This window comes from Streptomyces sp. NPDC006643 (assembly GCF_042870175.1).
Taxonomy (GTDB): Bacteria; Actinomycetota; Actinomycetes; order Streptomycetales; family Streptomycetaceae; genus Streptomyces.
The window spans coordinates 129,160-141,748 of record NZ_JBIAHA010000006.1 but is presented as its reverse complement, the minus strand read 5'-3'; the positions used below and the strand labels follow the sequence as shown (position 1 = coordinate 141,748).

The following is a 12,589-nucleotide window of genomic DNA, read 5'->3' as shown; positions in this document are numbered from 1 at the left end:
CCATGAGCGTGTACCTGACCGGCCAAGCCGTCCTCGACATCCAGGCCGGCGCTCCCAACAACGGCCGGGGGACCGCCGACCAAGGCAACGTCACCCCCGTCAAACAGCACCGCACCGGCGGCAAGACCTATCCCTACGGCTCCGCCCAGTGGTGGCGTCGCATGCTCAGGGACAGCTTCCCCGACACCGAGACGGCTTCGCCGGTCATCGTCAACGGCAAGGACTCCAAGCAGCAGTCCTACACCTCCGGCCGCCCAGACCGGCACACCGACGACGACCTCTTCGGCTACATGGCCGCCACCAAGACCGCCCAGCACATGCGCAACTCGGTCCTGTCCACGGGCACCTTCGTCTCCATCGCCCCGGAGCGGCCCACCCGGGACTTCGGCACCATGAGCCGGGACCTGCCGACGGGCTCCAACCCCATCCTCCACGAGCACGAGTTCTACACCGCCGCGCTCCAGGGAGATCTGCGCCTCGACATGCTGCGGGTCGGCTTCTTCGAGCAGGAAGGCAAGGTCCGCAAGGCAGCCCTCTCCGACGAGGCCGTCAAGGAAGCCCTCCAGGCCGGATGCGTCGAAGCTACCCGCCGCGGCATCTCCGGTGTCCTGCTCCCCATCGAGGAGCGCCGCCGGCGCGTGGGCGTGCTGCTGCGCACGATGGCCACGATGCACGGCGGTGCGAATCAATCAGCTCACTACGGTGACCGTGCACCTGCGCTGATTCTCCTCGCCCCGATCCGGGGCGGGAACCAGCCCTTCAACCGAATCCTGGCGCCGGTCGACGGAGAGATTCGCTTCTTCGCAGACACCCTTCGGGAAGAGATCGACGCCTGGTCCGATCTCATCGACGGAAAGATCCACCTGGGCTGGGCCCCGGGCTTTCTCGGAGACCAGCGCGAGAGCGCCCGCGCTGATCTGGCCGACCTGATCACCGCTGACCGCCTGGTCATCGGCCACCCCCGGGTCGTCCTGGCGGACCTCGCCCAGTCCATCGAGTCCGGCGAACACGACACCTGGCTCCAGGACTAACCCCGCTTGTTCATAGGCCCCGAAGGGCTCAGCACCGCGCTGATCCGGTCTCTTCTCCGCTGCACGCTTCAACTGACCTCTGCAGCGCTGCGAAGAACCGGCCCTCTACGAACTGCCAGGGAGACCCCGGTGGCACCTGTCGAAGCCCTCGAAGTCACTCTCACCGCGCCGGTCGCAAGCTTCCGCAACCCCCTCTACCAAGGCATGCAAATCGGACTTCCCTGCCCCCCGCCCAGCACCGTCGGCGGCATGCTCGCCGCCACCGTCGGCACCTGGGACGAGGTCCCCGAGAACACTCGGTTCGCCATGACCTTCACCGCGGAAGGCTCCGGTACGGATCTGGAGACCTACCATCCCGCCGCCGCCAAACCGGCCTACCGGAACGTCACCATCAAAGACCGTGAGTTCCTGACCAACATCACCCTCACCGTCTGGCTGACCACCGACCTCGGCCGGTGGGAAGCAGCACTCCGCACCCCTGTGTGGCCACTGGTCCTGGGCCGCTCCCAGGACCTCGCCACCGCACGCACCCGCCGCGTCCATCTCACCCGGGCCGGCCGCGGCACGCAGGGGCACGCCCTCGTCCCGCACGCCACCTCCCCGGATCCACGCACGTCCAACAACGGCGAGCAGATGCAGCTGCCCAGCGCCGTCTCTCTCGATCGTGCCCGCACCAAATGGGACACCTACCGCTACGCGCGCACCGGGACACCCGCCACCCTCGACGCCGACTACGTCACCAGCACCGGCCAGGCCCTGATCCTGCTCCCCCCGCCCCACCCCATGAAGGCCACGGCGTGAGGACGGCGGCGTACGACGCCCCGCTTCCGCGCGCGAAGAGCCCCCGCGGTCGTCGCACCACGGGTGAACTGCTCACGGACCACTCCCTGACGACGCTTCGCCGCGCGGACACCATCGCTGCCCGCATCGGACAGCTACCTTTCGGCCACGGCAGATTCGCCCTCCGGTTGCGGGCCGCCGCCTTCCTCCACGACACCGGGAAGGTCGCCTACGGCCTGCAGCGCCAGATCGGCAACACGGCTGAACCGGCCGAAGTCTGGGGCGAGCGGCACGAAGTCCTCTCCCTCGGCTTCCTGCCCACGCTCCTCGCAGCCCTCCCGAGACAAGAGGTCCTCTGGATTGCCACCGGCGTGGTCACCCACCACCGACCGCTCACCGGCGGCGACGGCCGCCGCCACGCGCTTCTTCCGCTCTACGGGCGCGACAGTGCGGAAGAGTTCGCGGGAAAGTTCGGCCACATCGACGCGGACGCCGTCCAGAACCTCACTTCCTGGCTGCACACCACAGCCGCCAAAGCCGGCCTGATTCCCGAAGGTCCGCCACCGACCCTCACCCCCGAGAAGCTCTTTGAGGACGCCCACGCCCTCTTCGGCGAACTCATCGACCGCTGGGAGTGGTCGCTGGGACCCGAAGACGGCGTTGACGGACTACTGGCCGTCCTCCTCCAGGGCGGCGTCACGATGGCCGACCGCATGGCCTCCGCCCGCACACCCGTACATCAGAAACATCCCCTCACCCCCGCGTACCGGCAACGCCTCGAACAACGGCTCCGTGCGCACGGATACAGCCTGCGCCCGCACCAGACCGAGGCCGCGAACACCACCGGCCATGTTTTCATCCGCGCCTGGACCGGCTCCGGAAAGACCGAAGCCGCACTCCTGTGGGCGCTGCACAACCTTCAGGACATGACCGCATCAGGGCAGGGCACACCCCGCCTCTTCTACCTGCTCCCGTACCTCGCAGCGATCAACTCGATGGTCCGCCGCCTCGAAGAGGGAGAACTGCAAGCCGTGGGCCAGGTCGGCGTCTCGCACTCGCATGCGGCCTCCTACTACCTCAGCCGAGCGCTGGAAGACGATTGCGCCGATGACACCGAAGCCCTCGCCGCTGCACGCGTATCCCTCGCCCAGGAGAACGCCACCCGCCTCTTCCGCGAACTGATCCGAGTCGGAACCCCCTACCAGCCACTTCGCGGCGCACTCGCAGGACCCAACCACTCCAGCGTGCTCCTCGACACCGCGAACTCCCTGTTCATCCTCGACGAACTTCACGCCTACGACCCCCAGCGCCTCGGCATGATCCTCGCCATGATGAGCTTCTGGGAAAGCCTCGGAGGCCGGTTCGCAATCGTGTCCGCCACCTTGCCCGACGCACTTCAGGACGCCATCCGCGACGCCCTCACCCAGGACGTACACCTCGTCGAGCCACCAGACGGAACCGTCTTCCCCCGCCGGCACCGCCTCCTCGTACGAGAGAGCGCGCTCACCTCGACTGAGGCTGTCACCGAAATGCTCGGGCGAATCGAAGCGGGAGAAGCACTCCTCGTCGTCGCCAACAACCGGCCCAACGCCCGCGCCCTCTACCGAAAACTCGGAAGCATCGCCCGACGCATGCACGGCGACCAAGATGCCGCGATCCTGCTCCACTCCCGCTTCCGCCGCGACCACCGCGCCGCGATCGAAGACCGCATCCGTGCCCGCTACCACAACGGCCAGACAGAGCGGCAAGGCGGCGTCCTCGTCGCCACCCAAACCGTCGAAGTCTCCCTGGACGTCGACTTCGACACCATCCACACCACCTGCGCTCCCATGGACGCCCTCTGCCAGCGCTTCGGCCGCGTCAACCGCAGCGGTGCCCGGCCGCCCGCCGATGTCGTCGTTCACACGCCCGTGTACCTGCTCCGCCGCGACGAAACCGGACTCTTCGCGGACGGCGTCTATCCCAAGGAACCAGTCGCGCTGGCATGGCAGATCCTCCGCCGCCAGCACAGCGACGTCATCGACGAACCCATGATCACCACGTGGCTCAATGAGATCTACTCCACTGCTCCGGGCAGCTGGGGCGTGGCCTGGCGAGACGAAGTCGAACAAGCCGCCGACCAGTTCACCGAAGTATTCCTGAACTGGGACGAACCCTTCCGCGACCGCTCCCTGGACAAGGAAGACTTCGACGCGATGTTCGACGGCAAGGAAGCCGTCCTCACCACCGACCAGGCCGAATACGCCCGCCGCCTCGCCATCGACGACGGCCGCCGGCCAGGCCGCCTCCTGGCAGAAGACCTACTTATCCCCGTCGCAGGCAACACCCACACGACCTGGAACGAACAGCTCAAGGTCAACACCATCGACGCCGACTACGACGAGGAGAACGGCCTCGGTAGAATCCGCAACTGACCAGCGAAAACGACGCCCTATCAAACCGCGCATCTTGAAACCTTCATACCCATTCATCACCCCGACAAGGGGTCACAACGTACGCGTTTTACCTCGTGTGAACCCGCCTCATCGCCCCCTCAAGGCCGCACGCCTGCCCCACCTCCAACTGCATGATTCGGGTGCCCTCTCTGAGGGGGCCGCACAGCGGCACCTGCGGATCCGAGGCCGTTGATCCTCGGGCTAGCTGCAAGGCGCCCGGTAACAATGGCGCCGAGTCATCATCAACCTTGCAGGGCTCGCAACCGGCGTCGGTCCGCAACATGCCGTACTAGGCGCGGAGTCGTCATCAGCCCTGGAGGGCTCGCAACTCCTCCAGCGTGGGCCCGTGCCCGCCCGCCTTGCGCGTCGTCATCAGCCCCGGAGGGCTCGCAACCGCATCGCGCTGGACAGGTCGCCGTTGGGGAAGAAGTCGTCATCAGCCTTGAAGGGCTCGCAACACGAAGGCCAGGCCGGCTTCGGCGGTGGCCGGCGTGTCGTCATCAGCCCTGGAGGGCTCGCAACTGGATGACGCCGAGGTCGACCTCCTCGCCGCACCCGGGTCGTCGTCAGCCCTGGAGGGCTCGCAACACCAGGCGCCGCGGCGTGTCGTCGAACGTGGCCCCGGGTCGTCATCAGCCCTGGAAGGCTCGCAACATAGGGAGTAGCGGGCCCTTCCTAACAGGCCCGCCCCGGCCGATTCCTCTGCCCTGCAGACGGGTTGTCGACCCAAGTGGGCTGGTGACCACCCGCAGCAATAGCGGCAGATCTTGGTGATCACGAATCGTCATCAGCCCCTGGGCCGACTGCTGGCAGCTCCGGTAAAGATCACGCGCGTGCTGGCACTGGGAAGGAGCTGGCCAGCGTGGCGGGTGGGCGCTGGATCCGACACTCCATAGGGCGCCGCTCTTCGCAGGAGTGCGTCAGGGCAGGTAGGTCTTCTGCCATTCCACTGATGTCATGTTCAACGCGGCTTCGGCGAGTGCCCGGGCAGATGCGGTCTTGAGCTTCTGGAGGCTGCTGTCGATCCAGCCTTGGACGTTGGAGTAGCCCTGTTCCCGGTACTCGACGGCCTGGATGAGGCATTCGAGCTTGTCCGCGTCGTGCGCGCAGATCACTTCTAGCGAGTCGCCGTTCTCGTACTCCTCGACGATGCGCTGAGCACCCTCCCGTACCGCAGGGTGGGCTGCGGAGACCTGGTCCGCGGTGACCTTTTCGTTCGAGGCGGCGTCCAGGTAGCGGCGGCCGATGTGCGGGATGTCGCTGACGCGGGTCTCTTGGGTGTCGTGCCACAGGCCGAGGAGGGCCGTCTTCGCCGGGTCGGCGCCCTCCATCATGGCGAGTACCGAGCCGATGAGGGCGACGCGGAAGCTGTGTTCGGCGATCGTCTCGGGGTCCTTGACTCCGGCGATCCACCATCCGCTTCGCTTGGCACGCTTGAGCATGCCCATCTCCAGCAGGAAGCCCGCGGTGCCCTTCACCTGTCCCGTGTCATCGGCCATGTGGTGTGTCCTCCGGTCTGTCACGTCGGGTTCTCGCGTAGAACGCAATGTGCGGCGGTCAGTTACTGCCTTGCGCGTGAGGAGATCAGGCCACTATCGAGTCGTTGTGCCGTCCACTTGCTGAGTGCGTCGGCTAGTTCGGAAGAGGCTGCGAGTGGGTGTAGAGGACGACGTGACCAGGTGCTCGATCAAGCCCCTGGGGAGGGCCGCCTAGCAATTGGGCGCGCGTCGGCGATAGGGCGTGATTCAAGAGCAGTGCGCTGGCCATTCGCGTTCGAGGATCGTGTGTACGACGGAGTCGCGCCACACGCCGTTCTTCTGGATGTGTTCGCGGATGGTGTACTCCTCCCGCATCCCGGCGGTGAGCATGGTTTTGGCGGAGGCGGTGTTGAGGGGTGAGCGTGCGCCCCAAATGCGGTGGAGGTTCAGGTCGTTGAATCCGAGGCCGAGAAGGAGCCGCACGGTCTCTACGCCGTAGCCGGCGCCCCATCGGTCGGGGCGCAGCGCGAAACCGATAGTGGCGGCGCGCTGTTGGTGGGGGTCGGTTGCGAGGCGTGCGAATCCGATCAGTTCGCCACCGTCGCGCTCGATGACGGCGAGGGCGTACTCGGTGCGCGGCTCTGCGGTAGCTGAAGCGATGGAGCGGTCGAGGATCTGGCCGACCTCGTCACGGGAGCGAGGCTCGAACGACAGGTGCTCTGTCGCTTCGTGGCTTCCGTAGATCGCGAAGACGGCGTCCGCGTCGTCGGTGGTGAACTCGCGGAGTTCCAGGCGTTGGAGGTGGCGGCTGACCGGATACATGCCAGGTGACATTACTCGTAGCCTCCTAGCGGAGAAGTGCTGGTCGCACAGGCTGGAACATCGCGATCTCCGTGCTCAGGTCCCGCGCTACGGCGGCGTCGCGACTGGCACTGCGGGCAAGGGCATCTCGTACGCGTTCGGCTGAGACCACGATGCCGTTGTTCCGGTGGCTGGGTGCCAGGTCGAGGACGGGGCGGATTGCCTCCGCCGCTCCGTCGAGGTCATCGGCGAACAGGCGGACGAGGGCCAGGTTGCACTGGGAACCGGCCTGATCGCCGAAAGCCCAGCCAGGGTCGTCGCGGTTGCTGAACCGCCGGACCGTCTCCTCGGCCTGGGCGGCGATCTGCGCGTCCCCGCGCCCGAGCAGCACCGACGACTCGACCGTGTAGTAGCTCTGCTTGGCTTCCGGGTAGGTGAACAAGCCTCCCAGGGAGTCGAGATCATCAAGGACGACCTGCTCCCGCAGACTTTCCGCCCGCTCGTTTGCCGTGCGGACCGTCTGCTCGTCGCCGAGGAGGGCCGCTGCTCGTGCTTCCAGGCCCGGCAGCCAGACAGAGACCGTTCCCCGCAGGGTGGCACTTTCGTGCATGCCTTTCCGCGCGTAGTGCAGTGCGTCCTCGGGCCTGTTCGCCCAGTACGAGATGAACGACTGAAGTCCGTCGACCAGAGCGGCGAGTCCCGCGTGCTCGGACTGGCGTGCGCAGAAGCCGGCTGCCCGTGCCTGCATCATGGCGGTCCTCGCGTCCCCCATGTCGTGCGAGCCCTTGGCCATGAGGAAGGACAGCACCGTGGCCATGAAGTGCAGGTCGCGAGTCTGCGACGGGCGAGCGCGACCGCTCTCCATCAGCCGGAAAGCCTCGTCCTGGGCTTGAGCCAGGTCCGCCCAGATCTCCGACAGGGGAACTCGTGGGTATGCCTCGGCGATTCGTTTCACCTCGTCGCTGAGGAAGCCGAGGGTTTCTTCTCCTACCTGGTCCCGTTCCGACCCCATGGCGAATTCCATTGCGCGGCGTGCGGCCATTGCACCTGTCCTTCTCATCTCATGCAGCCCCGTGCCGATATCGGCACGGGTTTCGGTGTGTGGAGTGCCGGCCAGCGGTACGAGGGCTGGTGTCTGCTCGTCAGGAGGACCGGCCCATAGCCGGTCGATGCTGAGGCCGAACATGTGGACCAGCACCCGGCGCGGATCAACCTGCGGCTGACGTGTCCCGTAGTACCAAGCTTGAAAGGTCTTCAGCGCCGGCTCCAGGGTTGCGAGCGACGGGTCCCCTTCGAGCTGGGACAGCTCCTTGGCAGCCTGCTTGAACCTCGGCAGGAAGGCTCGGTAGTCCTGCCACTCCCTCTCATCGAGCAGGTGCCGGAATAGCGTGCGCATCGTGCCTCCCTATCCCGTACGTCCAGCACGTCACGGTGACCGACGGTAGAACGTCTTCCCCCTCAACATGCCCCTTTCCGAAGCTACTTACGGGCATCGAGGTCATGCCGAGGAAAAGCCGAGAATGCTCCTCCCTCTCGCGCCGAAGTCCGAGGAAGGAATGGGGCTAGCGCTGCGCCGGCCATGGTTGCCACGCTCTAACAACTCCTCGCTGCGAGTGTTCACCCGAACACTTAAAGCAAGATCGCCTTGCCGTCTTCGACGATGCCGGAGGATCGCCGTGAAGCCCGAGCTCGATGCCGTGGCCTGTGCCGGTGTGGATGAGGGGACCGCCCTCGCGCTGTGGTCGACGCCGCGTGGTGCCAACCACGCTCCGGGGTTACCGCAGTCCGGTGAGCCTGTCAGCCGGCCTGGTACTCGGGTGGTGCTGTACGCGTGTCATGAGTTGGGTGATCCGGTCACGACGCTGCGGCTTTTGCGTACTCGCGCGCTGGATCGGGGATGGGTGGTTCACGCCGAGCTGTACGACCTGTGCCCGCTGGCGACGCGGGGTGCGCAGCGGCCTCAGTGGCAGTTGGTGATGAAGCTGCTTACTCATGGGGATGCGCAGGCGGTGCTGGTGCTCAAGGAGGCCCAGATAGAGCTGGAGCGCAGGCACCAGCTGGAGGTGCGTCGGCGGCTTGAGGTGGTTGGCGCGACGGCGCATTTCCTGTTGGAGCCGAGGAGGTCCCGCAGGGAGGTGCTCGGTCGTGGCGGGGGCTGAGGCGTCGGCCGAGGTGGATGGGCGGTTCTTTCAGGTGGCGTTCGCCGCCGAGGCCGCCCAGGTGCGTCTCGTTCGGCGCGCGGTCCGCGAGCGGCTCGGCGCCTGGGGGTTGGAGAGCTTCGTCGATGTGGCGCTGCTGGCCGTCGGCGAGTTGATGGCGAACGCGATCCAGCACGGCTGCGGGAGTGACGACGAGACGGTCACCGTGTCCGCCTGGTGCACAGCCGACGAGCTGCTGATCGAAGTCGCTGACCCGTCGTCGGTCCAGCCTCGTCGCCGGTGTGCCGGCGAGAGGGACGAGTCCGGTCGCGGCCTGGAGCTTGTCGCGGCCGTGGTCGACCGGTGGGGCAGCGAATTCGCCCCCGGCCGGCGCGGGAAGCGCGTGTGGATCGCATTCCGTACGACCTCAAAGGAGGCAGAGGCATGAATGCGCTGAACACCCCTGCCCCTCTCATCCGCCAACCGGACTGCCACAACAGCGAGTTGGACACCCCGGCCGGGTTCTCCGTCGACACCTGGTCCGTCGGACGCCTCCTCGCGCAGCTACACATGTCATTCATCGAGGACGACGAGCTCGACGATGTACTGAACGCGGTTCTCGACCCCGGTACGGCGCTGTCGATCGACGACATCGACAGGCTCACGCCCCGACTGCGCAAGATCCTGGGCCAGTTGGTGAACATCGCCGTGCAGCGAAACACCGAGCAGTCTGCTCATGAGTTGGCCGGCGTGGTGCGGCGCGTGCGGCAGCTCGGCGATCCGGCGCCCACTGTTCTGAATTCGGCGCTGGGGCAGTTGCGGCTTCTGGCGCTGGCCACCCTCGACGTGCTGGAGCTGGTGAGCGACGACGACCGGTACGTCGGTGCGGCTCCAGCCGCTCTGGGCGGTGTGCGGTCGTGACGGAGTTGCTGCCCCGCACGTACTGGTGCCACCGCGGTTACGAGGGCTCGGTGCGTGTACGTATCGCGACCGTCGGTACCACTGCTCCGTATCCGGGCCTGGCGGTCGACTGGATGCGGGAATCGGTCCGGGCGGCACTTCCCGGCCTGGGGCGGGAGAACTTCGGTACGGCCTGGGCCTGGCTCGGTGATCACCGGGCGGTGGCGGTGGCGGTGCAGGAGTTGCGCTGCGGCCGGCCGTACGAGTTCGCGCTGCCCACCGAGGCGGGCTGCTGGACCTGGACGGTGAGGGTCGTCTCCGTCCTGCCGCTCAGGGACCCCTGCCTCGCGTCCATCACACCCTCACTGCTGGCTACTTAGCCGCGTAAGGATCCCTTATGTGTACGCATCAGCCGCCGTGCCCGGCGGCCGTCGACTCCGACCGTGAAGCCGCACACACGCTGTCCGCCCGCACGGAGCAGGGATGGAGCCTGCTGTGCAACGGCGTCCTGCTGTTCGAGGACACCGGTGAACTGCTGCCCGACGGGCAGGTCATCGCCCCGCACCGGCCTCTGCCTTCGTTCCCTTCGATGCAGTTGAAGGGAGTGGTCGCGGCATGACCGCGCATCCCCTCACGGTCACGGCGCCGGACGCCGACGGGCTGGCGTCCGCGTTCCGTGAGCGGGGGTTGCGCCAGGCCCTTGTCCAGCTCCGTTCGGTAGGGAGCGCGCCCGATGCCGCGTCCATGGGCGCGGTCGTCCTCGGGTACCGGCTCGTATGGCAGGTCACCGGTCCGTGGATCGACCTGGCCTTCCAGCGTCTTGAGGAGGCGTTGGACTCGCCTTGCGACACAGCTCGTTGGCAGCGGCTGATCGGCGCGGTCCAGAGCCCTTCCGGCGGGGGCATCGCCGGTGCGACATACGAGGGGCTGCTGGTCCTGGTCGGGCAGGCGCGGGATCTGCTGCGTGCGCTGATCGAGACGGAGCAGCCTTGTGTGCCGGTCGCCGAGGTCGCCCGGCGCATCACCCGCTTGATCGAATCGGGCACTTACCCTCCCGGCTCCGCACCGTTCGCCGGGAACATCGCGGCAGACCTGAACATCCCCGCCGCGCGCGTGCACCTCGCGCTCCAGGATCTGGCCGAGGCCAGGACGATCAGCCTTGGAGTCAGCGGGCGCCCACGGATTCCCGGGGGCGGTGAGTCCCACCGGCCGCGCCGGATCGCCGAGTGGCTGACCAGCCTGATCGCGAACGGCGTCTATCCGACGCGCACGTTCCTGCCCGTCAGGACCAATCTGGTACGCAGCCTCGTTTCGTCCGGGCCGAACGTGCGGGCAGCCCTGCACCTGATGGCCGACGAGGGCACGCTCACCCTTCTTCCGAAGGGTGCCCCCGTAGTGCGCCCAGACCTTCCCTTTCCCTTGCGGTCACCCGTCAGAGTTCTGCACGCGGCCCAGGTGCTCAAGGGTGAGGCGTCGACGGTGCAGTTGAGCGCGGAGGCGGTCCGGCACACCGTCCGCGTCTCCCACAACTGGTGGCGGTGCCGCACACGCTCCACTACGGAAGTGAGCGAGCAGATACGCATCCTGCGTGCCACGGCCGGCCACCTCATACCGCTGGCCGTCAACCGCCGGCTCGCCGCGGAAGACGAAACACAAGTACGCCGAGCAGCTTTCACCGCCCTGGCGGAGCTGCCCGCGGATCCTGTCGAACGCGTGTGGAGAGCCGCCTGTATCGGGGCCTCGCTCCTCGATCTTCTACGCCTCGCCCAGCTCGAAGGCGCCCCGTCCTCTCCGGAGACTTCATGAACATTCCGACCGCAGACACAGACGTACGCGAGCAGTCCGCCCGAACCTGTGCGGATGCCGCGTTCGAGGTGAACCGCGTCTCCCGGGCCGCTGGTCTGAGTGGGTTCTCGGCCGAGTTGACGGTCGAGGGACCGGTGCCGATGGTCGCCTTGAGCGCGGTCGACGCGGAGACCGCCGTCGAGATCGCCCAGCTGATCCGCAAGGGCACCAAGCGCGCCTACAAGACCGTCGACGCGCTGCGTGCCGTGTTCGACTCCCACGGACTCGACGTGCCCGACCTCGACCTGGACCAGGGACAAGTGCAACTCGGCGACGTCTCCGTTAGTACGGCCGACGCACTCGCCCGCTTTCTCGGAGCGCCGCCGCAGGACATCAAGGTGGGCGACGGAGAGTGGCCCGAGGCACAGCAGACCGCAGACCGGCTTCGCGCGGCCTTCAAGACCGTCACCGGCGGCGGTTTCCTCGACCCGACCGTCCACCCCGACTGCCTGCGCTGCGGCGCGCTCGTCGGCCTCTCGCTCGACGCGATCGACCTGCGAAGCGCACGCCGCCTCCTGGTGGCGCTGCGATCCGGGGGCCCGACATGAAACCACCACTTCGGCCCGACATCAGGCGTGATCTGGTCGCCCGTGCGGAGGCCGCCCGCCGCCATTACGCCCACCTGACACGCGGGCGCCTGGACCGCTCCGACATCGACCGCGTGCGACACGGCGACTTCGCCAACGCCCGGCTCCTGCGACGGGTGGTGGCCGAGCATGGCTGGCCCGGCCGCACCTTGGTCGGTGACGACGGCGCGGACGCCGCCTGGCTCATCGCCCTGTACGCCGACGTCGAGCCCGAACTCCAGCGCCGCGCACTGCGATTGCTCGCCACCGCCGTCGAACGGGGCGAGGCCGCGATCCAGCAGTGGGCGCATCTCTACGACCGGTGCAGCGTCAATGCCGGGAAGCGCCAGCTCTACGGCACCCAGTACCAGCACGGCCCGGCCGGAATGACCGTGCTTCCCATCCTGGGACCCGCCGGCCTGGACAACCGCCGGGCCAGCGTCGGACTTCCGCCGTTCGCCGTCGCCCACGAAGCCCTACGACGCCGCCACCTCCGCGAACCCGTAACACCGGAATCGGACCGGCCCGACGCCGACCGGGACGAACCCTTCGCAGGGAAAGTCCTCCTGCCGACGGGAGCGGCGGCCTGATGACCCGTCCATGGGTCTGCGAGCT

14 protein-coding genes are annotated in these 12,589 nt (G+C 67.4%); 11 read left to right on the top strand and 3 right to left on the bottom strand.

Features of this window, described 5'->3' with window-relative positions:
• Window positions 1-2 precede the first annotated feature (2 nt).
• The 3 genes from cas7i (at window position 3) to cas3 (ending at window position 4,225) form a co-directional block, all read left to right on the top strand.
• Window positions 3-1,031 carry a type I-B CRISPR-associated protein Cas7/Cst2/DevR gene (cas7i, locus tag ACFYNU_RS10400; RefSeq protein WP_356587560.1) on the top strand — a complete coding sequence of 343 codons (1,029 nt, stop codon included), beginning with the start codon at window positions 3-5 and terminating at the stop codon, window positions 1,029-1,031.
• 129 nt (window positions 1,032-1,160) lie between these two features.
• Window positions 1,161-1,832: a CRISPR-associated protein Cas5 gene (gene cas5, locus ACFYNU_RS10395; RefSeq protein WP_356587558.1), complete on the top strand. Its 672-nt coding sequence runs from the start codon at window positions 1,161-1,163 to the stop codon at window positions 1,830-1,832.
• Window positions 1,829-4,225: a CRISPR-associated helicase Cas3' gene (gene cas3 / locus ACFYNU_RS10390; RefSeq protein ID WP_356587556.1), complete on the top strand. Its 2,397-nt coding sequence runs from the start codon at window positions 1,829-1,831 to the stop codon at window positions 4,223-4,225. The genes cas5 and cas3 overlap by 4 nt, the downstream gene beginning before the upstream one ends.
• Window positions 4,226-5,166: 941 nt before the next feature.
• Here cas3 and ACFYNU_RS10385 read toward each other — a convergent pair.
• The 3 genes from ACFYNU_RS10385 to ACFYNU_RS10375 all read right to left on the bottom strand — a co-directional run bounded on the left by ACFYNU_RS10385 (window position 5,167) and on the right by ACFYNU_RS10375 (window position 7,921).
• Window positions 5,167-5,745 (bottom strand): HD domain-containing protein, encoded by a 579-nt coding sequence (locus ACFYNU_RS10385; protein ID WP_356587554.1) that lies wholly within the window; start codon window positions 5,743-5,745, stop codon window positions 5,167-5,169.
• 246 nt (window positions 5,746-5,991) lie between these two features.
• Window positions 5,992-6,546 (bottom strand): GNAT family protein, encoded by a 555-nt coding sequence (locus tag ACFYNU_RS10380; protein ID WP_356587864.1) that lies wholly within the window; start codon window positions 6,544-6,546, stop codon window positions 5,992-5,994.
• A gap of 25 nt (window positions 6,547-6,571) precedes the next feature.
• Complete coding sequence (locus tag ACFYNU_RS10375) at window positions 6,572-7,921, bottom strand: hypothetical protein (RefSeq protein ID WP_356587552.1); 1,350 nt, start codon at window positions 7,919-7,921, stop codon at window positions 6,572-6,574.
• A 280-nt stretch (window positions 7,922-8,201) separates the two neighbouring features.
• Here ACFYNU_RS10375 and ACFYNU_RS10370 point away from each other — a divergent pair, with 280 nt between their 5' ends.
• The 8 genes from ACFYNU_RS10370 to ACFYNU_RS10335 are packed head-to-tail and all read left to right on the top strand — an operon-like array spanning window position 8,202 to window position 12,564.
• On the top strand, window positions 8,202-8,684 hold the full coding sequence (locus ACFYNU_RS10370) for a hypothetical protein (RefSeq protein ID WP_356587550.1): 483 nt from the start codon (window positions 8,202-8,204) through the stop codon (window positions 8,682-8,684).
• Window positions 8,671-9,111: an ATP-binding protein gene (locus ACFYNU_RS10365; protein ID WP_356587548.1), complete on the top strand. Its 441-nt coding sequence runs from the start codon at window positions 8,671-8,673 to the stop codon at window positions 9,109-9,111. The genes ACFYNU_RS10370 and ACFYNU_RS10365 overlap by 14 nt, the downstream gene beginning before the upstream one ends.
• Window positions 9,108-9,584 carry a DUF6415 family natural product biosynthesis protein gene (locus ACFYNU_RS10360; RefSeq protein ID WP_356587546.1) on the top strand — a complete coding sequence of 159 codons (477 nt, stop codon included), beginning with the start codon at window positions 9,108-9,110 and terminating at the stop codon, window positions 9,582-9,584. Before ACFYNU_RS10365 ends, ACFYNU_RS10360 begins: the two co-directional genes overlap by 4 nt.
• The gene (locus ACFYNU_RS10355) at window positions 9,581-9,943 is read left to right on the top strand and encodes a hypothetical protein (RefSeq protein WP_356587545.1); all 363 of its coding nucleotides are present in this window, start codon (window positions 9,581-9,583) and stop codon (window positions 9,941-9,943) included. Before ACFYNU_RS10360 ends, ACFYNU_RS10355 begins: the two co-directional genes overlap by 4 nt.
• A 17-nt stretch (window positions 9,944-9,960) precedes the next feature.
• Entirely contained in the window at window positions 9,961-10,182 is a 222-nt protein-coding gene (locus ACFYNU_RS10350) for a DUF5999 family protein (RefSeq protein WP_356587544.1), read from the top strand.
• Window positions 10,179-11,369, top strand: a complete 1,191-nt coding sequence (locus ACFYNU_RS10345; RefSeq protein WP_356587543.1) for a hypothetical protein — start codon at window positions 10,179-10,181, stop codon at window positions 11,367-11,369. The genes ACFYNU_RS10350 and ACFYNU_RS10345 overlap by 4 nt, the downstream gene beginning before the upstream one ends.
• The gene (locus tag ACFYNU_RS10340) at window positions 11,366-11,956 is read left to right on the top strand and encodes a hypothetical protein (protein ID WP_356587541.1); all 591 of its coding nucleotides are present in this window, start codon (window positions 11,366-11,368) and stop codon (window positions 11,954-11,956) included. The genes ACFYNU_RS10345 and ACFYNU_RS10340 overlap by 4 nt, the downstream gene beginning before the upstream one ends.
• Window positions 11,953-12,564 (top strand): DUF6624 domain-containing protein, encoded by a 612-nt coding sequence (locus tag ACFYNU_RS10335; protein WP_356587539.1) that lies wholly within the window; start codon window positions 11,953-11,955, stop codon window positions 12,562-12,564. Before ACFYNU_RS10340 ends, ACFYNU_RS10335 begins: the two co-directional genes overlap by 4 nt.
• Window positions 12,565-12,589 lie beyond the last annotated feature (25 nt).